Annotated in this window: 19 protein-coding genes; 6 read left to right on the top strand and 13 right to left on the bottom strand. The window is 71.1% G+C overall.

What is annotated here, in order from left to right; translation table 11 throughout:
* Positions 1-11: 11 nt before the first annotated feature.
* Positions 12-1,223, bottom strand: coding sequence for a DNA polymerase III subunit delta' (locus tag GPY60_RS04145; protein ID WP_156686368.1), 1,212 nt, complete (start codon positions 1,221-1,223; stop codon positions 12-14).
* Positions 1,224-1,378: 155 nt separating this feature from the next.
* On the opposite strand from GPY60_RS04145, the gene GPY60_RS04150 reads away from it, so the two are divergent.
* Entirely contained in the window at positions 1,379-3,007 is a 1,629-nt protein-coding gene (locus GPY60_RS04150) for an adenylate/guanylate cyclase domain-containing protein (RefSeq protein ID WP_156686369.1), read from the top strand.
* A 9-nt stretch (positions 3,008-3,016) separates the two neighbouring features.
* Here GPY60_RS04150 and topA read toward each other — a convergent pair whose 3' ends face one another.
* From topA to cspA, 3 genes are all read right to left on the bottom strand, one after another.
* Complete coding sequence (topA, locus tag GPY60_RS04155) at positions 3,017-5,842, bottom strand: type I DNA topoisomerase (protein WP_156686370.1); 2,826 nt, start codon at positions 5,840-5,842, stop codon at positions 3,017-3,019.
* Positions 5,843-6,035: 193 nt separating this feature from the next.
* Positions 6,036-6,626, bottom strand: coding sequence for a hypothetical protein (locus GPY60_RS04160; protein ID WP_156686371.1), 591 nt, complete (start codon positions 6,624-6,626; stop codon positions 6,036-6,038).
* A 130-nt stretch (positions 6,627-6,756) separates the two neighbouring features.
* On the bottom strand, positions 6,757-6,960 hold the full coding sequence (gene cspA / locus GPY60_RS04165) for a cold shock protein CspA (RefSeq protein WP_007166602.1): 204 nt from the start codon (positions 6,958-6,960) through the stop codon (positions 6,757-6,759).
* A 249-nt stretch (positions 6,961-7,209) separates the two neighbouring features.
* On the opposite strand from cspA, the gene GPY60_RS04170 reads away from it, so the two are divergent.
* Positions 7,210-9,552 (top strand): DEAD/DEAH box helicase, encoded by a 2,343-nt coding sequence (locus tag GPY60_RS04170; protein WP_156686372.1) that lies wholly within the window; start codon positions 7,210-7,212, stop codon positions 9,550-9,552.
* 557 nt (positions 9,553-10,109) lie between these two features.
* Positions 10,110-11,162, top strand: coding sequence for a PAS domain-containing protein (locus tag GPY60_RS04175; protein ID WP_156686373.1), 1,053 nt, complete (start codon positions 10,110-10,112; stop codon positions 11,160-11,162).
* 42 nt (positions 11,163-11,204) lie between these two features.
* Here GPY60_RS04175 and GPY60_RS04180 read toward each other — a convergent pair whose 3' ends face one another.
* Positions 11,205-11,948 carry a hypothetical protein gene (locus GPY60_RS04180; RefSeq protein WP_231639312.1) on the bottom strand — a complete coding sequence of 248 codons (744 nt, stop codon included), beginning with the start codon at positions 11,946-11,948 and terminating at the stop codon, positions 11,205-11,207.
* An 80-nt stretch (positions 11,949-12,028) separates the two neighbouring features.
* Between GPY60_RS04180 and GPY60_RS04185 the strand changes: the two genes are divergently transcribed.
* Together GPY60_RS04185 and GPY60_RS04190 are read left to right on the top strand one after the other, a co-directional pair.
* Positions 12,029-12,649, top strand: coding sequence for a TetR/AcrR family transcriptional regulator (locus GPY60_RS04185; protein ID WP_156686374.1), 621 nt, complete (start codon positions 12,029-12,031; stop codon positions 12,647-12,649).
* Positions 12,650-12,743: 94 nt separating this feature from the next.
* Positions 12,744-13,379 (top strand): hypothetical protein, encoded by a 636-nt coding sequence (locus tag GPY60_RS04190; RefSeq protein ID WP_156686375.1) that lies wholly within the window; start codon positions 12,744-12,746, stop codon positions 13,377-13,379.
* On the opposite strand, the gene GPY60_RS04195 is transcribed toward GPY60_RS04190, so the two are convergent.
* Genes GPY60_RS04195 through ssd form a run of 7 tightly spaced genes read right to left on the bottom strand, consistent with a single transcriptional unit; the run spans position 13,369 to position 17,841 of the window.
* The gene (locus GPY60_RS04195; protein ID WP_231639314.1) at positions 13,369-13,668 is read right to left on the bottom strand and encodes an Rv3654c family TadE-like protein; all 300 of its coding nucleotides are present in this window, start codon (positions 13,666-13,668) and stop codon (positions 13,369-13,371) included. The two genes, GPY60_RS04190 and GPY60_RS04195, sit on opposite strands and share 11 nt — an antisense overlap.
* A gap of 31 nt (positions 13,669-13,699) precedes the next feature.
* Complete coding sequence (locus tag GPY60_RS04200; RefSeq protein WP_156686452.1) at positions 13,700-13,984, bottom strand: TadE family type IV pilus minor pilin; 285 nt, start codon at positions 13,982-13,984, stop codon at positions 13,700-13,702.
* A 41-nt stretch (positions 13,985-14,025) separates the two neighbouring features.
* Positions 14,026-14,226 (bottom strand): DUF4244 domain-containing protein, encoded by a 201-nt coding sequence (locus tag GPY60_RS04205; protein ID WP_156686376.1) that lies wholly within the window; start codon positions 14,224-14,226, stop codon positions 14,026-14,028.
* A gap of 15 nt (positions 14,227-14,241) precedes the next feature.
* Complete coding sequence (locus GPY60_RS04210; RefSeq protein ID WP_197283525.1) at positions 14,242-14,829, bottom strand: type II secretion system F family protein; 588 nt, start codon at positions 14,827-14,829, stop codon at positions 14,242-14,244.
* Positions 14,826-15,626 (bottom strand): type II secretion system F family protein, encoded by an 801-nt coding sequence (locus GPY60_RS04215; RefSeq protein WP_156686377.1) that lies wholly within the window; start codon positions 15,624-15,626, stop codon positions 14,826-14,828. Before GPY60_RS04215 ends, GPY60_RS04210 begins: the two co-directional genes overlap by 4 nt.
* Entirely contained in the window at positions 15,623-16,798 is a 1,176-nt protein-coding gene (locus GPY60_RS04220) for a TadA family conjugal transfer-associated ATPase (protein WP_156686378.1), read from the bottom strand. Before GPY60_RS04220 ends, GPY60_RS04215 begins: the two co-directional genes overlap by 4 nt.
* Positions 16,795-17,841: a septum site-determining protein Ssd gene (gene ssd / locus GPY60_RS04225; RefSeq protein WP_156686454.1), complete on the bottom strand. Its 1,047-nt coding sequence runs from the start codon at positions 17,839-17,841 to the stop codon at positions 16,795-16,797. Before ssd ends, GPY60_RS04220 begins: the two co-directional genes overlap by 4 nt.
* A 497-nt stretch (positions 17,842-18,338) precedes the next feature.
* On the opposite strand from ssd, the gene GPY60_RS04230 reads away from it, so the two are divergent.
* Positions 18,339-19,196 (top strand): HAD-IB family hydrolase, encoded by an 858-nt coding sequence (locus GPY60_RS04230; RefSeq protein WP_156686379.1) that lies wholly within the window; start codon positions 18,339-18,341, stop codon positions 19,194-19,196.
* Between the two features lie 430 nt (positions 19,197-19,626).
* Here GPY60_RS04230 and GPY60_RS04235 read toward each other — a convergent pair whose 3' ends face one another.
* The gene (locus GPY60_RS04235; protein WP_156686380.1) at positions 19,627-20,385 is read right to left on the bottom strand and encodes an oxidoreductase; all 759 of its coding nucleotides are present in this window, start codon (positions 20,383-20,385) and stop codon (positions 19,627-19,629) included.
* Between the last annotated feature and the right edge of the window lie 7 nt (positions 20,386-20,392).

Raw genomic sequence — 20,392 nt, forward strand, 5'->3', positions numbered from 1 at the left:
GGCGGGGCGACTCACCCAAGTTGCTGCCCGATGGTGGCGACCATGGCGTCGACGGCGAACTTCGGCTTGACGTTGATCGCCAGCGCCTCCCGGCATTCGAGCACCGCCTCCATGCAGCGCAGCAGTCGCTCGGGTGGGGCGTGGGCGGCCAGCGCCGCGATCCGGTCGGCCATGTCGGGATGGTTCGCGCGCACCCCGGCCCCGGCGGACACGGCGAGCGCGTCCCGGAAGTAGGTGGCCAGGTCGATCAGCGCCCGGTCGAGCGCATCCCGCGACGCCCGCGTCTGACGGGACTTCTGCCGCCGCTCGAGGTCCTTCATCGCGCCGGCGGCACCCCGCAGCGCGCCGGCCGTGCCCTTGCCGGTGCCGCCCGCCCCGAGCGCCGTGCGCAGTTCCTCGGTTTCCGCCTCGGCCCGGTCGGCCGTCAGCACGACGGCCTCGGCCTCGGCGGCGGCCACCAGCTCCTCGGCGGCGGCGTAGGCCCGCGACGGGGTCGCCGCGTCGCGCACCAGCCCCAACGCGCGCTCCCGCCGCTGCCGGGCCTCCGGGTCGGTCGCCAGCCGGCGCGCCCGCCCGACGTGTCCGCCGCTGACCGCCGCCGCCCACTCCGCCAGGTCGGGGGCCAGGCCGTCGCTGTCCACCAGGACCCGCGCGATCGCCTCCGTCGACGGCGTCACCAGCGCGACGTGCCGGCAGCGGGAGCGCAGGGTGACCGCGATGTCCTCGGGATCGACCGACGGCGCGCACAGCAGGAAGACCGTCGACGGGGGCGGCTCCTCGACGACCTTCAGCAGGGCGTTCGCCGCGCCCTCGGTCAGCCGGTCGGCGTCTTCGATCACCACGATCTGCCGGTTCCCGGTGGTGGGGCGACGCGACGCGATCTGCACGATCCCCCGCATCTCGTCGACCCCGATCGACAGGCCCTCCGGAATCACGCGGCGGACGTCGGCGTGGGTGCCGGCCATCGTCGTCGTGCAGGCCCGGCAGCGCCCGCACCCGGGGCCGCCGTCGTCAAAGGACGTGGTGCACTGCAGCGCCGCCGCGAAGCACAGCGCCGCGACCGAGCGGCCCGAGCCGGGCGGGCCGGTGATGAGCCAGGCGTGTGTCATAGTTCCGTCGCCGGCGTCGCTGTGAACGGAATCACCCCGGGCGGCCCGTGCGGCGGCCAGCAATTCGGCCTCCACCGCCGGTTGGCCTACCAGCCGCGTAAACACCCCGGTCATCACCGGCCACAGTAGTGAGCGCGGCCGACAGATACCGACCGGCCACCGGATCGCGACAATGTCGTTACATTTGCCTCGGTTTCGGCGGCATCGGACGACTTGCCGATCGGGTTGTAAGTTTCCGACAAGTCCCTGCCGACCGATACGGTGGATTGATGGCAACCGCGGCTGCACTGCCCGGGCGGATCAGCGCATTCGTCCGGTGGGTGGTGCGCACGCCCTGGCCGCTGTTCTCCCTGAGCATGTTGCAGGCCGACATCATCGGCGCCTTGTTCGTCCTGGGCTTCCTGCGCTACGCGCTGCCGCCTCAGGACCGCATCCAGCTGCAGGACCTGCCGGCGCTCAACCTGATCATCTTCGCGACGTCGTTGATCGTCCTGTTCCTCGCCGGCTGGCTGGTCAACCTCAAACTGTTGATGCCGGTCTTCCGCTGGCAGCGCCGCGACAACCTGCTGGCCGAGGCCGACCCGACCGACACCGAGGTGGCGCGGAGCCGGGCGCTGCGCATGCCCTTCTACCGCACGCTGATCAGCATGGTGGCGTGGTGCATCGGCGGGGTGGTGTTCATCATCGCCAGCTGGTCGGTGGCGCGGTACGCCGCTCCCATCGTGGCCGTCGCCACCGGGCTGGGCGCGGCCGCGACGGCCATCATCGGCTACCTGCAGTCCGAGCGGGTGCTGCGCCCGGTCGCGGTGGCGGCGCTGCGCAGCGGCGTGCCGGAGAACGTCCAGGCCCCCGGCGTCATCCTGCGGCAGATGCTGACGTGGATGCTGTCGACCGCGGTGCCGGTGCTGGCCATCGTGCTGGCGGTGATCGCCGACAAGGCCTCCCTGCTGCACGCCACCCCCGACAAGCTGTTCACCCCCATCCTGCTGCTGGCACTGGCGGCGCTGGGCATCGGCGGGGTGAGCACCCTGCTGGTCGCCATGTCGATCGCCGACCCGCTGCGCCAGCTGCGCTGGGCGCTGTCGGAAGTGCAGCGCGGCAACTACAACGCCCACATGCAGATCTACGACGCGAGCGAGCTGGGCCTGCTGCAGGCCGGGTTCAACGACATGGTGCGCGACCTGTCCGAGCGGCAGCGGCTGCGGGACCTGTTCGGCCGCTACGTCGGCGAGGACGTCGCCCGCCGGGCCCTGGAACGCGGCACCGAGCTGGGCGGCCAGGAACGCGACGTCGCGGTGCTGTTCGTGGACCTCGTCGGTTCCACCAAGCTGGCGGCGACGCGGCCGCCCGCCGAGGTGGTCCACCTGCTCAACGAGTTCTTCCGGGTGGTCGTCGAGACGGTCGGTCGGCACGGCGGGTTCGTCAACAAGTTCCAGGGCGACGCCGCGCTGGCCATCTTCGGCGCGCCCATCGAGCACCCGGACGCCTCCGGCGGCGCGCTGGCCGCCGCCCGCGAGCTGCACGACGAGCTGCTGCCGGTGATCGGCTCGGCCGAGTTCGGCATCGGGGTGTCGTCGGGCCGGGCCATCGCCGGCCACATCGGCGCCCAGGCCCGCTTCGAGTACACGGTGATCGGCGACCCGGTCAACGAGGCAGCGCGCCTGACCGAGCTGGCCAAGCTCGAGCCCGGCCACGTGCTCGCGTCGGCGATCGCGGTCAGCGGCGCGCTGGACGCCGAGGCCCTGTGCTGGGACGTCGGCGAGGTCGTCGAGCTGCGCGGCCGCACGGCGCCCACCCAGCTGGCCCGGCCGGTGCATCTCGTCGGGTCCACCGACCACCATCCCGTGCGGGCCGCGGCGCAGGAGATGTCCGGGGAGTCAATCGGTCCCGGCTTCTAGCCCCAGGAGCTAGGTGCGCTTGGCGGCCCTCTTGGCCGGGGCCTTCTTCGCCGGCGACTTGCGGGCCGCCTTCTTCGCGGGCCGCTTCGCCGGACCGCGGGCGCGCCGGTCGGCGAGCAGCTCGGCGGCACGCTCGTCGGTGATCGACAGGACGTCGTCGCCCTTGCGCAGGCTGGCGTTGGTCTCGCCGTCGGTCACGTACGGGCCGAAGCGGCCGTCCTTGATCACCATCGGCTTGCCGGACGCCGGGTCGGTCCCCAGCTCGCGCAGCGGCGGCGCGGCGGCGCTCTGCCGGCCGCGGCGCTTGGGCTCGGCGTAGATCTTCAGCGCCTCGTCGAGCGTGATCCCGAAGATCTGGTCCTCGGTCGCCAGCGAGCGAGAGTCGTTGCCGCGCTTGAGGTATGGGCCATAGCGACCGTTCTGCGCGGTGATCTCCTCGCCGGTCTGCGGGTCGACGCCCACCACCCGGGGCAGCGACAGCAGCTTGAGCGCGTCCTCGAGGGTGATGGTCTGCAGGTCCATGCTGCGCAGCAGCGACCCGGTCCGCGGCTTCGGTCCGGTGGGCTTCTTGCCCTTCTTGGCCGGGGCGCCGGCGCTGCCGTCGTCGTCATCGTCGGCCTTGGGCAGCACCTCGGTCACGTACGGCCCGTACCGCCCGTCCTTCGCGACGATCTCGTGCCCGGTCTCGGGGTCCACCCCGAGGACGCGGCCCTCCTGCGGGGTGGCGAACAACTCCTCGGCCACCTCGAGGGTCAGCTCGTCGGGCGTCAGCGAGTCGTTGAGGTTCGCCCGCTGCGGCGTCAGCGCGCCGTCATCGCCGGCCACCATCCGCTCCAGATAGGCCCCGTTCTTGCCGACCCGGACATACACCGAGCGGCCCTGCGCGTCGTCGAACACCTTGATGGAGTTGACTTCTCGCGCGTCGATGCCCTCCAGGTTGACGCCGACGAGCTTCTTCAGGCCGCCGGAGCGCGCCACCGAGTCGGCCACGCCGTGCTCGCCGCCGAAGTAGAAATTGTTCAGCCAGTCGGTCCGTCGCTCCTGGCCCGAGGCGATCGCGTCCAGCTCGTCTTCCATGGCGGCGGTGAAGTCGTAGTCCACCAGCCGGCCGAAGTGCTGCTCCAGCAGACCCGTCACGGCGAACGCGACCCACGACGGCACCAGGGCGCTGCCCTTCTTGTACACGTAGCCGCGGTCCTGGATGGTCTTGATGATCGACGAGTACGTCGACGGGCGGCCGATCCCCAGCTCCTCGAGGGCCTTGACCAGCGACGCCTCGGTGTAGCGGGCCGGGGGGTTGGTCGCGTGACCGTCCGGGGTGAGTTCCAGGGCCGCCAGCCGCTGCCCCTCGGTCAGCTGGGGCAGGCGGCTCTCGGCGTCGTCGGCCTCGCCGCCGACCAGCTCGTCCACCGTCTCGACGTAGGCCTTCAGGAAGCCGGCGAACGTGATGGTGCGCCCGCTGGCGGAGAACACCACCTCTCTGTCGCCAGATCGTCCGCCGATCCGCAGGCTCAGCGTGGTCCCGCGGGCGTCGGCCATCTGCGAGGCCACCGTGCGCTGCCAGATCAGCTCGTAGAGGCGGAACTCGTCGCCGTCGAGCTCGCGGCGCACCGCGTCCGGCGTCGCGAACGTCTCGCCGGCGGGCCGGATCGCCTCGTGCGCCTCCTGGGCGTTCTTCACCTTGCGCGTGTACTGCCGCGGCGACGGGGAGACGTACTCGGCGCCGTAGAGCTGCCGCGCCTGCGTGCGCGCGGCGTTGATCGCCGACTCCGACAGCGTGGTCGAGTCGGTACGCATATAAGTGATGTAGCCGTTCTCGTAGAGCCGCTGCGCGATGCTCATCGTCCGCTCGGAGGAGAACCGCAGCTTGCGGCCCGCCTCCTGCTGCAGCGTCGACGTCATGAACGGCGCGTACGGGCGCCGGGTGTAGGGCTTCTCCTCGACCGACGCCACCGTCAGCTGCGCGCCCTGCAGGCCGGAGGCCAGTTCCGCCGCGCTCGCCTCGTCGAGAATGACCACCTCGCCGCTCTTCGTGCGCAGCTGGCCCAGGGAGTCGAAGTCGCGGCCGGTGGCGACCCGCATGCCGTCGACGCCGGTGAGCCGGGCGGCGAACGTGGGGGGCTGTGCCTGCGGGTCCGAGACGCTGGCGTCCAGCTGCGCGACGATGTCCCAGTAGGACGCGCTGCGGAACGCCATGCGGTCGCGTTCCCGCTGCACGATGATCCGGGTGGCCACCGACTGGACCCGGCCGGCCGACAGCCTGGGCGCGACCTTCTTCCAGAGCACCGGGCTGACCTCGTAGCCGTACAGCCGGTCCAGGATGCGGCGGGTCTCCTGCGCGTCGACCAGGTCGATGTCCAGGTCACGGGGATTCTCCGCGGCCTCCAGGATCGCCGGCTCGGTGATCTCGTGGAACACCATCCGCTTGACCGGGATGCTCGGCTTCAGGGTCTGCAGCAGGTGCCAGGCGATGGCCTCGCCCTCGCGGTCGCCGTCCGTGGCGAGGTAGAGCTCGTCGACGTCCTTGAGCAGGCCCTTCAGCTCGGTCACCGTGCTCTTCTTCTCGGGACTGATGATGTAGAGCGGCTCGAAGTCGTGGTCGACGTTGACGCCCAGCCGCGCCCACGGCTCGGACTTGAACTTCGCGGGCACGTCGGCCGCGGCGCGAGGCAGGTCGCGGATGTGACCGCGCGACGACTCGACGATGTAGCTGGAGCCCAGGTAGCCCGCCAGTTTGCGCGCCTTTGTGGGCGACTCGACGATCACCAGTCGCCTGCGGCTTCCGTTGGGACCGCTGCCGGCGGTTCTCGAGTCCTTCAATTTCGGGTCAGCCAACTACCCTTACGCTCCATCTCTTGTCGCGGCCCCCCTGCGGGACCGCCTGCGAGAAGAATGACAGGCCGGCGCCGAAAATTCCGCGGAACTTTCAGTACGCCGGCGTTCCTTCGCCTTCAGACACCTCACAATTTCGCACCCCCGGGCGGGGCTGCGCAAACCGGATGCCGGAAACGCAGATCGTATCCGGTGGTTATACCCGCGGCCACTGGGCTGACGCGTCGGCATCGTCGGGAGGCTCGCCCACGTTCTCTACCAGGCGCGATAACCGGCGACGGCCGCTGATCCGAAGCGCCGGGCGCCCCCCGCGGGTGCCGATCAGCGTGGGCGCGATCCCCACGCGCATCAGGGCGGACGCCAGCGGGGAATGGGTATCGGGCGCGTGTGGGTCCAGACCGAGGAGATAGTGGTCGCCGTCGGTGCTGCCGGCCGCCAGCGCCCACGCCCGCAGCTCCCGCGGCCCGGGCAGCCAGCGCGGCGGCACCGTCTTGACGGCGCCGCGCGTCCAGTCGGCGGCGATGCCGGCCAACGACGCGTCGACCGCCGTGCGCACCAAGGGGCTGCCCTCGTCCGTGCGGCCGATCTCCGGCACCAGGCCGGCCTCGGAAATCATCGCGGCCAGCGCCGTAGCGCGCCACGGCGCGTCGACGACCACCGAAAGCCGGGCGCCCTGGATCTCGGGAGCCCCCACCAGCACGATCTGGCCGGAGGCCGCCAGCACCCCCGAGAGATCGGCGACCGCGGGCGGCACCGACTCCGCTGTGAAGAAGGAAAGCTGGCTCACGCCACCGACAGTAGGCCAGGTCGCCGGTTCGCGCGCTCAACTATCCGGCGCGCCGGAGAAACGAGAACCCCCCGTGCGGGACCCGCTGGGCGGGACGGCACGGGGGGTTCCGTGGAGTGTCAGCTCGTCTTTAGACGGAGCGGACTCCGGTGGCCTGGGGGCCCTTAGGGCTGTGGCCGATCTCGAACTCGACCTTCTGATTTTCCTCGAGGGTGCGGAAGCCCGAACCCTGGATCTCCGTGTAGTGGACAAAAACATCCGCGGAACCGTCTTCGGGAGCAATGAACCCGAAGCCCTTCTCCGCGTTGAACCACTTCACAGTTCCCTGTGGCATCTCTCGATCTTTCCTTTTCTTCTGGGTGCGGGGCACCGCCTTTCGACGCCCCGGGCCGGTTCGACCGCCATACCTCGCTCAGTCGCCGGAACTTCACCCGACCGATTAACCTCGCAGGAACCGCGGCCGCAACACAAGATCCTGCGAAAGTTTGACACGAACACAGAAGCTGCGACCGCAATCATCCAATCATGTTCGTGGCGTCGGCGACAGACTTGTGCCGTCGGGGAGTGTAAGGAGGATGTGAACTTGGCGACCTTCGGCGGCGAGTTGCTGGCCGTCGCGCTCGCAGGCACCACGGCCGGCGAGCATCCGCTGCGCCACGTCGCCGAATTGCCCGCCCGCGGCGGGCGGCCGAGCAGCTGGCCAGAGTGGGCAGAGCCCGACGTCGTCCGCGCGTTCGCCGACCGGGGCATCACCCGACCGTGGGATCACCAGCGCACGGCCGCCGAGCTGGCCCACGCGGGCCGGCACGTGGTGATCAGCACCGGCACCGCGTCGGGCAAGTCGCTGGCCTACCAGCTGCCCGTCCTCAACGCGCTGGCGACGGACCCGCGGGCCCGCGTGCTGTACCTGTCGCCCACCAAGGCGCTGGGGCACGACCAGCTGCGGGCCGCCCACTCATTGACCGCCGCGGTTCCCCGGCTGAACGATCCGCGTTTGGCGGTGGCGCCCACCGCGTACGACGGCGACACCGCAACGGAGGTGCGCCGATTCGCCCGCGAACGGTCGCGGTGGTTGTTCTCCAATCCCGACATGATCCACCTGTCGATCCTGCGCAACCATCCGCGCTGGGCCGTGTTCCTGCGCGGCCTTCGGTTCGTGGTGGTCGACGAATGTCATTACTACCGTGGCGTGTTCGGCTCCAACGTGGCGATGGTGCTACGACGCCTGTTGCGCTTGTGCGCGCGGTATTCGGCCAGCCCGACGGTCGTGTTCGCCAGCGCCACTACGGATTCCCCGGGCGCGACGGCCGCCGAGCTGATCGGGCTGCCGGTCGAAGAGGTCGTCGACGACGGCTCGCCACAGGGGGCGCGCACGGTCGCCTTGTGGGAACCCGCGCTTCGCGACGACCTCGTCGGCGAGAACGGCGCGCCGGTGCGCCGCGCCGCCGGGGCCGAGGCCGCGCGGGTGATGGCCGACCTGATCGCCGAGGGAGCCCAGACTCTCACCTTCGTCCGGTCGCGGCGCGCCGCCGAACTGACCGCCCTGGGTGCGCGGGGGCGACTGGCCGACATCGCGCCCGAATTGGCGGACAAGGTGGCCTCATACCGCGCCGGTTACCTCGCCGAGGACCGCACCGCGCTCGAGCGCGCCCTGGCCGAGGGGCGGCTGCGGGGCCTGGCCACCACCAACGCCCTGGAGCTGGGTGTCGACATCGCCGGCCTGGACGCGGTGGTGTTGGCCGGCTTCCCCGGCACGGTGGCGTCGTTCTGGCAGCAGGCCGGCCGATCGGGCCGGCGCGGCCAGGGCGCGCTCGTCGTGCTCATCGCCCGCGACGACCCCTTGGACACCTACCTCGTCCACAATCCCGCCGCGCTGTTGGGCAAGCCGGTGGAGCGGGTGGTGATCGACCCGGCCAACCCATATCTGCTGGGTCCCCAATTGCTCTGCGCGGCAACCGAACTCCCGTTGGACGAAACGGAGGTCCGCGACCTGGGCGCCACGGAGATGGCCGCGGATCTGGTGGAGGAGGGACTGCTGCGGCGGCGCAACCGGCACTACTATCCCGCGCCGGGTCTGGAACCCCATGCCGCCGTGGACATTCGGGGCTCGACGGGCGGTGAGATCGTCATCGTCGAGGCGGGCACCGGGCGGTTGCTGGGCAGCGCGGGCGTGAGCCAGGCCCCCGCCTGCATCCACCCCGGGGCGGTCTACCTGCATCAGGGCGAGACCTACGTCGTCGATTCCCTGGACACCCAGGACCAGATCGCGTTCGTCCACGCCGAGGACCCCGGCTATTCGACGTTCGCGCGCGAGATCACCGACATCGCCGTCACCGGAACGGGTGAGCGCCTCGAGTTCGGTCCGGTCACGCTGGGCCTGGTGCCCGTGACGGTGACCAACCAGGTCGTCGGCTACCTGCGCCGCCGGCTCAACGGCGAAGTCATCGACTTCATCGAACTCGACATGCCGGCCAGCACCCTGCCGACCACCGCCGTCATGTACACGATCGCCCCTGAAGCGTTGTCGCTCAACGGCATTGATGCGCCGCACATTCCCGGGTCGCTGCACGCCGCCGAACATGCGGCCATCGGCCTCCTGCCCCTGGTGGCCAGTTGCGATCGTGGCGACATCGGCGGCCTGTCCACCGCGATAGGCCCCGACGGGCTCCCCACCGTCTTCGTCTACGACGGGTACCCGGGCGGGGCCGGCTTCGCCGAGCGGGGCTTCCGGCGGGCGGCCACGTGGCTGGGCGCCACGGCCGACGCCATCGAGGCGTGCGAGTGCCCACGAGGATGCCCCTCGTGCGTGCAGTCACCCAAATGCGGCAACGGCAACGACCCGCTGGACAAGGCCGGGGCCGTGCGGGTGCTGCGACTGGTGCTGGGCGAGTTGGGCGAGCGCCCCTGGGCGTCCCGCGGGGCTTGAGCCCGGCGCCCGGTGTCCGTGATCGGCCGGCCAAAGCGCAGTGAACGGGTCGCACCCGGCGACCCGTCTGGATTTTCGCGTTGCCCCGCGGCGATCGCCGAAGACCGACCGACCCCTCGACGGTCGACCTTCACGAATCGTCGGCGCGGCAACTGCCCTGGTGGACAATCCCTCGCGGCTGAAGGAGACGCCGTGTGCTGTCGCAGCGGGCGAACGGTCGGACAACACGAGCCGTCCGCATCCGATGCGAACCGAATCCACTGCAACTAACGCGCGGCGCAGGTTCTTCGCTGCACATCATCGCGCATCCGATACGGAATTTTCGTCGTTTCCGTTGCTGCGGCCTTGGGTGAAAATCGGGAAATTCAATTCCCGGCGCGCGCCTGAAGGCAATTCGGCCGAATAACATACTCGACAGCACCGGCTCTGCGAATTATCGGTCTTTCAGCATGATTTGGGGCGTCCTCGCCTTGCTGCGCACTTCGCCCGCGGGGATGCGGCCGAGCGGTTTCCACCTGCCTTATTCGTCACGCGCCTCACCGCCTAAAATCGGCGCCATGGCCCACGACTGGTTGCTCGTGGAGACGCTCGGGGGTGACCCTGCCGTCGTGGCGCAGGGATCGCAGTTGAAGAACCTCGTACCGATCACCACCTTCATGCGCCGCAATCCGCACCTGTCGGCGGTCCGCACGGCGATCGCGGAGACAGTGCAGACGGGGCAGAGCCTGACCAGCATCACCCCGAAGCGCGACCGCGTCATCCGCACCGAACCGGTGGTGATGTCCGACGGCCACATCCACGGCGTGCACGTCTGGACGGGGCCGGCCGACACCGAACCCCCCGAGCGGCCGACCCCCGGCCCGCTGAAATGGGACCTCACGCTCGGGGTGGCCACCGACACCCGCGAGTCGCTGATCAACAGCGGTAAGAACCCCGAAGCCGAGGTGACGTTCGGCCGGGCGTTCGCCGAGGACCTGCCGTCCCGCGAACTCAACCCGAACGAGACCAAGGTGCTCGCCATGGCGGTCAAGGCCAAGCCCGACCAAACCCTCTGCAGCACCTGGGATCTCACCGACTGGCAGGGCAAGCCGATCCGGATCGGCTTCGTGGCGCGCACCGGCCTGGAGGAGGGACCCGACGGCCGCGATCACCTGGTCGCGCGGGCGATCAACTGGCGTTCCGAGGTCAAGGGCCCGGTGGTGTCGACCGACGACCTCGCGCAGCGGATACTCAGCGGACTCGCGCAGGCCGGGGTGCACCGGGCCCTCGTCGACCTCGACAAGTGGACGCTGCTGAAATGGCTCGACGAGCCGTGCCCGTTCTACGACTGGCGGGGCAGCAAGGCCGAGCGGAACTGGGTTCATCCGGACGACGAGCACCTGATGACCTCGATGACAACGGAATTCGCCGACGGTGCGACCAGCCGGGTGCTGCGGATGCGCGGGCACGACGCTGACTGGGTGCCGGTGCACGTCACGGTCAATCGGGTGGAGCTCGAAACGGACGTCTTCGCCGGGTTGGTGTCGTTGCGCCTGCCGAGCGACGAGGAGCTCGCCGCCGCCGGGCTGCCGGAGGCCGGCAGCCCCGCCTCGGGTGACGGCGCGGACTAGCGTCCGGGCGGGCGGTTTCTCGCGCCGCGGCTACCCAACGGGTCAGCCTTCCTTCGAGTAGCTGTTGTTCAGATCGTCCTGCAGGACCTGGGCGCTGCTCGACGTCGTGCTGACCTGGAGCGCCGACGACAACGTCCTGGCTTCGTATTTCCATCCCGACGGCAGCGCCAGTCGCGGCGCCAGGGCCGGCAGATCGGCCTCCGAGAGCTTCGGGTCCTTCTGCTGGCTCCAGGTCTGCATGACCCAACGAGCGCCCGACCGGTCGACGAGCTCGTAAATCTGCCGGCCCGCACCGAACGTGAACACGGTCTGGCGATTGACGGCATGCGGGGTGTACGGGCGCATCGCCGATGTCGGATCACCGATCTGCACGGTCGCCGCCTTGTGCATGGCGATTCCACCGAACGTCAGTGTCTCCTGCGGCGAATCCTCCTTGGTGATCGAATCCATCAGCCAGTAGCGCGGCCCGTTGAGCACCGCGCGCAACGCCCCGTTGTCGCTGGCGATCTGCTGACCGTCCAGCGCGCTCCATGCGGCCTGCGGGCAGTCGTTGAGCCCGTAGGAGTTGTAGACGTCGGCGGTGAGCCCCGAGAGGCCGAGGTGGACGAGCAGGACCTCGCAATACCGCCTGCCGCGCAGATCGGTCGCCACCACCGGTGACGTGCTTGTCGTCACGGTCGCCGTCGACGAGGTGACCGGCGGCGCGTGGCACGACGCGACGACCAGGCTCAGCCCGGCGATCGCGGCCGCCATTGCGACCCTGCCGAGGGGCCTGCGAGATTCCATGCCCGGCACGGTAACACGCGAACCGTAAGTATTGCGAGTCCTACTAGCAATAGTTTTACATCGCGGGTACGGTGGTCGGCGTGAGCACCGAACCGGTCGACGGCCGGCGGGCGCGCCGCGACCGCAGCCGCAAAGCCGTGGTCGATGCGGCGTTTTCGCTGATCTTGGAGGGCAAGGTCCCGCCGTCGGCCCAGGACGTCGCAGACCGGGCCGGCGTGTCCGTGTCCTCGGTGTTCCGTCAGTTCGATGGCCTGACCGACCTGCAGCACCAGGCCATCGACCGGTTCCGTTCGCGCTATTGGCATCTCATCGTGGCCAGACCAGCGCGGGGCGCCGACCTCGACTCGCGAATCGCGTTCTACGTCCGCAACAGGCTCAGCCTGTACGAGCAGGCCGGTCCCTTGCTCATGCTGGGCCGGATGCGCGCGGTGGACCACGAGACGATGGCCGCGGGCGTTGCACAGAACCGCGCCGCGCTGGCTGCGCAGGCGCGCGAATGCTTCGAGGCCGAAATCGCAGGCCGCACAACGGCCGATGCGTCCGACCTGATTTCCCTGATCGACTCGCTCACCAGTCCCGAGGCGTTCGACCTGATGACCAGGGCGCATCGGCGGTCCGCCCGCCAGGTCGGCCGGTCCTGGCGCATGGGACTGCGGGTCCTCATCGCGGGATGGCCGCCCGCTCCGCCACGGAAAGGGTAAGAAAGGAGAACCACCCGATGATTGGGCCTGAAGCCCGGGCGGCGTTCGCCCAGCCACCCGAGCGCGGACAAACTTCCCGCCGCGGAGACCGGCGGTGAGCGGCGGCTGGTGGGTATGGGCCGCGGCGGCCGGGCTCTACGTCGTTTTCCGCCTGTTCTATGACAACGGGCGGGGCAGGTTGTCGCCCAACGAGATTGACGACATGCTGGCCCGGGCCCAGGCAGCGGGCGAGTCGGCGGACCTGACGGACCTAACCACGGTGCGGGAATTCCTGGAACAGGACGACGGGCGCGAATTCGTCATGGTCAACCTGGTGCGGGTGCCCGACACGATGGTCGAACATCCCGATACCGGCGCACAGGTACCGGCGAACGAGATGATGCGAGCGTATTCCCGAGCCTTCTTCCCGCTGCTGCTCAAACACGGCGGGCATCCCGCTCTGGCGACGCGGAAGGTCGGGGGTTACGTCGACTCGTGGAATGTGAGCCCCGATCCGGGCTGGACCATCGTCGGATTCATGCGCTACCGCTCACGTCGCGACATGATGAAAATGGTGCTCGACCCCGCCTTCAGGGACGCCCACAAGTACAAGCCGCTGGGCATCTCGGAGACGTTTTCCTTTCCGACGCAACCGTTCCTGCGCGCCTACGTCAGCCCGCGCGTGTCGGTCTTCCTCATTCTCGCCCTGGCGGCGGCGCTCGCGCAGATCGGCATCCTCGTCACCCGCTGAGCGCCGCCGGACCCGCCCGTGCCGCGGCCCGCGCCGCACCGGCGAACGCGACGGGGACCCGCGCGGTGACCACCACGTCAAGCCCGTCGACCTCGCAGCGCGCGTCGGTGACCCGCATCGCGTCGGCCACCGCGGTGGCCCGCGCACACGCCGCCGCCGTGCCCGACGGCAACCGGGCGGCGCCCGCCAAAGCGGCCAGGTCAGCGGCCGCCTGCGCTCGATGACGCGCCACCACCACCGATCCGAGGTACGCGCCGGCGCCGGTGAGCCAGAGCAGGACCACGACCATCGCCGCCGCGACGATCGTGGCCGAGCCGCGATCATCTCCGGGCCTCCGCCGCCGAGACCGCTCTGGCGGCGATCTCCAAGCGCGGCAACAGCTTCGAATGCGCCACCACCGTGGCCACGAAGAAGTCGCCGTCGCGATCGGTGTGGATTCGGGCCCCGGCGGGCGCGATGCGGCGGGCGGCGTCGACGGCCGAGCGCTCGTCGCCCCGGGCGGCGAGTCGGGCGGCCTCCCGGGCGGCGTCGACGCAGCGCACCTGCATCGACACCGCGGTGACGCCGGCGAGGCACAACGCCAACACGACGACCAGCGCGGCGATGGCGAGCGCCGCTTCGACGGTGCCGGCACCCGCACAGCTCGCTAGACCTTGGTGTTGAGCGCGCGACCGATGATGTTGGTCAGCGCGCTGACGATCGAGTCGCCGGTGACGACGGTGTAGAGGATCGCGCCAAAGGCGGCGGCCGCGATCGTCCCGATCGCGTATTCGACGGTGGACATCCCCGACTCGTCGGTGGCGAGCACCACCGCGCGCGCGAGGAGCGATCGAAATGCTTTCAGCATCAATGCTTTCCTTTCTCACAGCAGCCCAGACTGCAGGACCTCGCCGGCCAAGCCGGCCACCACCGGGACGATGCCGAGGCATACGAACGCCGGCAAAAAACAGAGCCCGAGCGGTCCGGCGATCAGCACGCCGGCCCGCTCGGCGGCCGCGGCGGCCGCGTGCGTGGCATCGTGACGGGACTGGTCGGCCAGTTCGGCGACTCCTCCGGCGAGCGCCGCGCCCGAGGACGCCGACCGGCGCGCCAACCGCAGCAACGCATCGACCTGCGTATCGGTGGCGTCGCCGGCCCGCGAATGAGCCCATGCGACAGCGGGATCGGCACCCAATGCCAACAGGTCGGCGGCGCGGCGCAGAACCGTCGCCAGCCCGGTCGGCGCCGAACGGGCGGTCGCCGCCGCGGCCGTCGACACCGGCATGCCCGCCGCGAGGCAGACGGCCAGCACATCGAGGCTGGAGGCGAACGCCAGCGGGTCCGGACCGCTCGCCGACCCTTCCGGCTGTGGCCGTCGCGTGCGGACCGGCGGGCCGGCGCGCGCCCGCACAGCCGACGGGCCGGGGCCGACGAGCAGCGCCGCGGCCAGCAGCACCGCCGCGGCCGTCACGACACCAGCCCGTCGGTGAGCCGGTCGGACCACAGCATCCCGGCGCACGTCAGCAGCGACCCGACCACCAGCACCCAGCCGCCCCCGCCCCCGCGCAGGAGGAAGCTCAACGGCCGCGCACCGATGAGCTCACCCAACGCCACACCCAGCGCCGGCAGGGCCGCCAGTATGGCGGCGGTGGCCCGCGCACCGGCGAGGCTCGACGACACCCGCGCCGAATACCGCTGACGCTCGGCGATATCGCGTTGCGCGGCGCGCATCAGCGTGGCGATCGCCAGGCCATGCTGCGACGCCAGCTCCCAACCGGCCGCCAGCCGGTCCCAGTGCGCGGGCAGCGCCGACGATCGCGCCGCATCCCGCAGGCCGGCCGTCACGTCGCCGCCCAGCCGGCCGCGTGCGGCGACCGCGCGCAGCGCCGTGGCGACGGCGCCGTCGCTCTCGTCGGCGGCGACACGGAACGCCTCGACCGGATGAGAACCCACCCGCAGCTCCCCGACCAGCACGTCGAGGGCGCCTTCGAGGGCCCCGCCCTCCCGGACGCCGCGCCGCCGCCGAAGCCGGCGACGGTGACGCAGGGCAACGGTGGCGCCCACCGCCGCGGCCGCCAGCACCGTCGTCGTCGGCAGGAGCATCGCCGCCGCAAGCAGGAAAGCCACCGCGGCACAGGCGATCCCTTTCATCCCCGGCCAGCGCAGCCGACGGACCCGGCGCGCGTCCCGTGCGAGCCGGCGCCCGGGCGGCGGCGCAACCAGCGGCGCCAGCGCCAGCAACACCGCCGGGACCACGACGCCGTTCATGCCGGCGTCCGGCTGCGCAGCAGCTCCCGCAGCACGCCCGCGTCGTCGGTCATTCCGCCCTCTGCGCGCCAGGCGGTCACCGCCCGCACCCCGCCCCGACCGCGGCGCAACACCGCGATCTCGCCGAGCCGGCGCCGGCCGCCCGGGTCGCGCTCGACGTGCAGCAGCACCTGGACGGCGGCGGCGAGTTGGCTGTGCAGCGCCGCGCGGTCCAGACCGCCGAGCGCGCCCAGCGCCTCGAGCCGGGCCGGCACCTCGCCGGGGCTGTTGGCGTGGACCGTGCCCGCCCCGCCGTCGTGGCCGGTGTTCAGCGCGGCGAGCAGATCGACCACCTCCGCGCCGCGGACCTCACCCACGACGATGCGGTCGGGCCGCATCCGCAGCGCCTGGCGGACGAGCTGGCGCACCGGCACCTCGCCGACTCCCTCGACGTTGGCGCACCTCGCGACCAGCTTGACCAGGTGCGGGTGCGCGGGAGCCAGCTCGGCGGCGTCCTCGACGCAGACGATGCGCTCGCCCGCCGGCACCGCACCGAGGAGCGCCGCCAACAGCGTCGTCTTGCCGGCGCCGGTACCCCCGCACACCAGGAAGGCGAGCCGGGCGGCGATCATGCCGGAGATCAGGCCGGCCGCCTCCGGGGCGATCGCGCCGGCCTCGACCAACGCCGGCAGCGTCTGCGTCGCCGGGCGCAGAACCCGCAGGGACAGGCAGGTGCCGGCGGCCGCCACCGGCGGCAGCATGGCGTGCAGGCGCACCGCGCAACCGCCGCCGCCCATGCGCCCCAGGTGGCCGTCCACCCACGGTTGCGCGTCGTCGAGTCGCCGGCCCGCGGCCAGGGCCAGGCGCTGGGCAAGCCGCCGCACCGCCGCCTCGTCGGCGAAGCGAATCTGGCTGCGCCGCAGCCCGTTCCCGTCATCCACCCATACCGCGTCGGGTGCGGTCACCAGGACATCGGTGGTGCCGTCGGCGGTGAGCAACGGTTCGAGGATCCCGGCGCCGTTCAACTCGGTCTCCAGCACCCGAAGATTGGCCAGCACCTCGGCATCCCCGAGCATGCCGCCCGACTCGGCGCGGATCGCCGCGGCCACCGCGCTGGGCCTCAAAGAGGTTGTGGCCGAGACGGATTCGGCGGCCAGCCGTTCGCGAACCCGCTCGATCAGGGATCCGCTCATGCCGCCCTGCCATCCTGACCCGACCGGGACCGCGACAGCACCGCGAGCACCCGGTTCGCCGCGATGCCGAGCGGCGACGGCCGTCGCAGTCGCAGGCCCCGGCGTTCCACCCGCTCGGCGAGCTGTGGCAGGGCGCGCACCGACGCCAGCAGCGGGACACCCGTGATGTCGGCGACCTCGGACGCCCGCAGGCCGCCCGGCGACGGACCCCGCACCACCAGGCCGACACTCGGGTTGATCGCGGCCAGCACCGGGGCCAGCGCGCCGGTGGCCGCGCACGCCCGCACGTCGCAGCGGGTGAGCACCACGACGAGGTCGGCCGCGTCCAGCGCCGCCTGGGTGGCATCGGTGAGCCGGCGCGCGAGGTCGCAGACCACGGTGACTCCCCCGCGGCGTCCGGCGTCGATCACGGCGTCGACGGGCGCGGCCTCGAGTTCGTACCCGCGCCGAGTGCCCGACAACACGCTGACACCGCGGTGCCGCGGCAGGGCCTCGCGCACGGCCGGCCAATGCAGCCGGCCACCCCGCAAGGCGAGGTCGGGCCACCGAAGACCCGGGGCCGCCTCGCCGCCGACCAGCAGGTCGATGCCGCCACCCCACGGATCGAGGTCGAGCAGCAGGGCGTCGGCGGCGGACTGCGCCAGGGCGACGGCGAAGGTCGAGGCGCCGGCACCGCCGCAGCCGCCGACGACGGCCACGACGTGACCCGACATGCCGTCGTCGCGCGCCGCCTCGGCGGCCTCGGCGAGTTCGGCGACCAGCTCGCGTTCCTGGTGGGGCAGCCGCAACACCCGCTCGGCGCCGGCGGCGACGGCCGCCGCCCACGTGGTCGCGACCGGGTCACCGGTGGTCACCACGCTGACGTGGGGCCGCCGTGGCAGCGCCGCCTGACCGCAGCGGTGCGCCGCGGGCTCGTCGAGCACGACGGCCGCGGCTGCCACCCAGGACTTCCGGCTGACCGGTGAGGCGGCGCCGGCATGGACCACCCGGACTCCGACGGCCGCGGCCACGCGGTCGACCTCGTCGCGCAATTCCGGATCCATCGAGACCGCCAGAACGCCCGCGGGACGGTCCGTTGCCGGGTCGGTGTGGGCGCTCACCCGACCACCCTGCAGGGCTGTGACCTTGGCACACCAGTCCCAAACAGGCGTTTTGTGGATAGAGACGGGAGTGTGCACAAATGGGCCGCGCAGGGGCGAGCCAGCCAACGAGGGGGAAAGTCCCGCAACACCCGAGCCGGCCGGCCGGGCCGGCTGCGATGGTGGATTACTTACCCGAGAAAAGGGACGACCCCCGCCAGGGGGGGAGGAGGCGAGGGTCGTCGTGTATCAGCCCCGGGGGGTCGGGCTGATACACCCTCGGCTCAGGCCGAGTAATGCTTACTATACACATGACAGTCCGCATTAACGCAAGTAGCTTTCGATCCCAAAATGTCGTTGAGCCGCGAAAACACTGCCGAGGGCAATGATTGCACTCGGTTGAGCCGGAGTTTCGGGGGCGAGGTCGCGGTCCCGGCGCTCCGCCGACCTATGCTGGGTTGGTGACCGTCTCCGATCCGGCCGCGCACCAGCAAACCCCATTAGACACAGGTGCAACAAGCGCGCCCGGCGCGCGCACCGCCGCCTTCTTCGACCTCGACAAAACGATCATCGCGAAGTCGAGCACGCTGGCGTTCAGCAAACCCTTCTTCGATCAGGGGCTGCTCAATCGCCGCGCCGTCCTCAAGTCGAGCTACGCCCAGTTCATCTTTCTTCTCTCCGGCGCCGATCATGACCAGATGGACCGGATGCGCACCCACATGACGAACATGTGCACCGGCTGGGACGTCGAGCAGGTGAAGTCGATCGTCAACGAGACGCTGCACGACATCGTGACCCCGCTGGTGTTCGCCGAAGCCGCCGACCTGATCGCCGCCCACAAGCTGTACGGCCGCGACGTCGTCGTGGTCTCGGCGTCGGGCGAGGAAATCGTGGCCCCGATCGCCCGGGCCCTGGGCGCGACGCACGCGATGGCGACCCGGATGGTCGTCGAGGACGGCAAGTACACCGGCGAGGTCGCGTTCTACTGCTACGGCGAGGGCAAGGTTCAGGCGATCCGCGAGCTCGCGGCCCGCGAGGGCTACCCGCTTGAGCAGTGTTACGCGTACTCCGATTCGATCACCGACCTGCCGATGCTCGAGGCCGTCGGCCACCCCAGCGTGGTGAACCCCGATCGCGGGTTGCGCAAGGAGGCGGTCGAGCGCGGCTGGCCGGTGCTGACGTTCTCGCGGCCCGTCTCCCTGCGTGACCGGATCCCGGCCCCGTCGGGCGCCGCGATCGCGACCACCGCCGCCGTCGGCGTCAGCGCGCTGGCCGCCGGCGCGATCACCTACTCGCTCCTGCGCCGCTTCGCGTTCTGATCCGGGCCCCTCGCGGCCCAGCAAACGCCACTCCTACACACCCAGATGCGCTTCGCAATTGGGCCTTGCTGCGCTACCACTCGAGGAGTACAAAGGAAACCACGGAAGCCCGGCTAGGCCAAGGTCGATCCGGAAGAGAAGGGTCGTTCTCCCGATCCGGGCACCCAGCACGGTTCCCGGCACCCACGCGGAGTCATAGCCGCGATAATGGCAGAAGTGTTGCGGGCCTGCGTAATTGCGAAAAGTGAAAGGCGTCGACGGCCCTTTGGGTGGGGTTGCAGCCGGCAGCTTCGCAAGATCGCCGAGGCCAACCCACGCAGCCCCGAAATGCACGCATGGTAACCGGGTTCCGTGTTAGCGGGCGGCGGACCGAATACTTCGGGACGCCGCCCGCTTTACCTTGTGAAGCACTTCAACTTTCGGCCTCCGGCTAACGATTCGCCATGGCGTCGGCGATCGACAACGCCTCCTGCGCGCCCGCCCGCATGGCCCGGCAACACAGCACCAGCCACGCCGTCACCCCGTCGGGCGAACCGGTGGCGAACCCCACGGCCGCATCGCGATACTCCGCCGGCTGCCGCATCCAACTGACCTCCGGGATACCCAACCCGTGGGGATCGAGGCCGCCGGCGATCGTCACCAGCCGCGACACCGCGCGGGCCACCACGCCGTCCGCCGCGCCGAATGGTTTCAGCGTCAGCAACTCTCCGTGGGCGACGGCGGCGACGACGGGCGCCGACGCTGCCGTGCGGCCGGTCACGAGGCCGGCCAGCAACTCCAGCCGCGGGCCCACCTCGGGGTCGGTGCGCGGGCGCCCCAGCCGGTCCGGCTCCACGAGGTCGGCGGCGGCCAGCATGTGCAACCGGGCCAGCGCCTGCAGCGGCGCGCGCTGCCAGACGCCGACGACGGGCCCGCCACCGCCCTCCAGCGCCTGGGCCACCCGCAGCGACCCGGCGAACACCGGGTCGCTGACCTGGCCGGCCTCCGTCACATCGTCCATTCGCACGGGACCGCCGTCGAGCACCGAGGACGCACGCGCCGCGCGCAGCGCCGCCTCGGCCGCGGTGACCGGCCACCCGCGCAGGTTGGCCCGATGGCGATGGGCCTGGCCCAACGCCTCGCGGGCGCGGTCGCTGGCCTCGGCCACGCCCGGGAGGTCCATCAGCGCAGCAAGCGGGTCAGCCGTCACAGCTTGA

The organism is Mycobacterium sp. Marseille-P9652 (genome assembly GCF_902652685.1).
Classification (GTDB): Bacteria; Actinomycetota; Actinomycetes; order Mycobacteriales; family Mycobacteriaceae; genus Mycobacterium.

What these genes read in the sequence shown, in the direction of transcription:
- GPY60_RS04145 (WP_156686368.1), bottom strand. Translation starts at nt 1,223, where the DNA reads ATGACCGGGGTGTTTACGCGGCTGGTAGGCCAACCGGCGGTGGAGGCC.
- GPY60_RS04150 (WP_156686369.1), top strand. Translation starts at nt 1,379, where the DNA reads ATGGCAACCGCGGCTGCACTGCCCGGGCGGATCAGCGCATTCGTCCGG.
- cspA (WP_007166602.1), bottom strand. Translation starts at nt 6,960, where the DNA reads ATGCCACAGGGAACTGTGAAGTGGTTCAACGCGGAGAAGGGCTTCGGG.
- GPY60_RS04175 (WP_156686373.1), top strand. Translation starts at nt 10,110, where the DNA reads ATGGCCCACGACTGGTTGCTCGTGGAGACGCTCGGGGGTGACCCTGCC.
- GPY60_RS04180 (WP_231639312.1), bottom strand. Translation starts at nt 11,948, where the DNA reads ATGGAATCTCGCAGGCCCCTCGGCAGGGTCGCAATGGCGGCCGCGATC.
- GPY60_RS04195 (WP_231639314.1), bottom strand. Translation starts at nt 13,668, where the DNA reads ATGGTCGTGGTCCTGCTCTGGCTCACCGGCGCCGGCGCGTACCTCGGA.
- GPY60_RS04205 (WP_156686376.1), bottom strand. Translation starts at nt 14,226, where the DNA reads ATGCTGAAAGCATTTCGATCGCTCCTCGCGCGCGCGGTGGTGCTCGCC.
- GPY60_RS04215 (WP_156686377.1), bottom strand. Translation starts at nt 15,626, where the DNA reads ATGAACGGCGTCGTGGTCCCGGCGGTGTTGCTGGCGCTGGCGCCGCTG.
- GPY60_RS04220 (WP_156686378.1), bottom strand. Translation starts at nt 16,798, where the DNA reads ATGAGCGGATCCCTGATCGAGCGGGTTCGCGAACGGCTGGCCGCCGAA.
- ssd (WP_156686454.1), bottom strand. Translation starts at nt 17,841, where the DNA reads ATGGATCCGGAATTGCGCGACGAGGTCGACCGCGTGGCCGCGGCCGTC.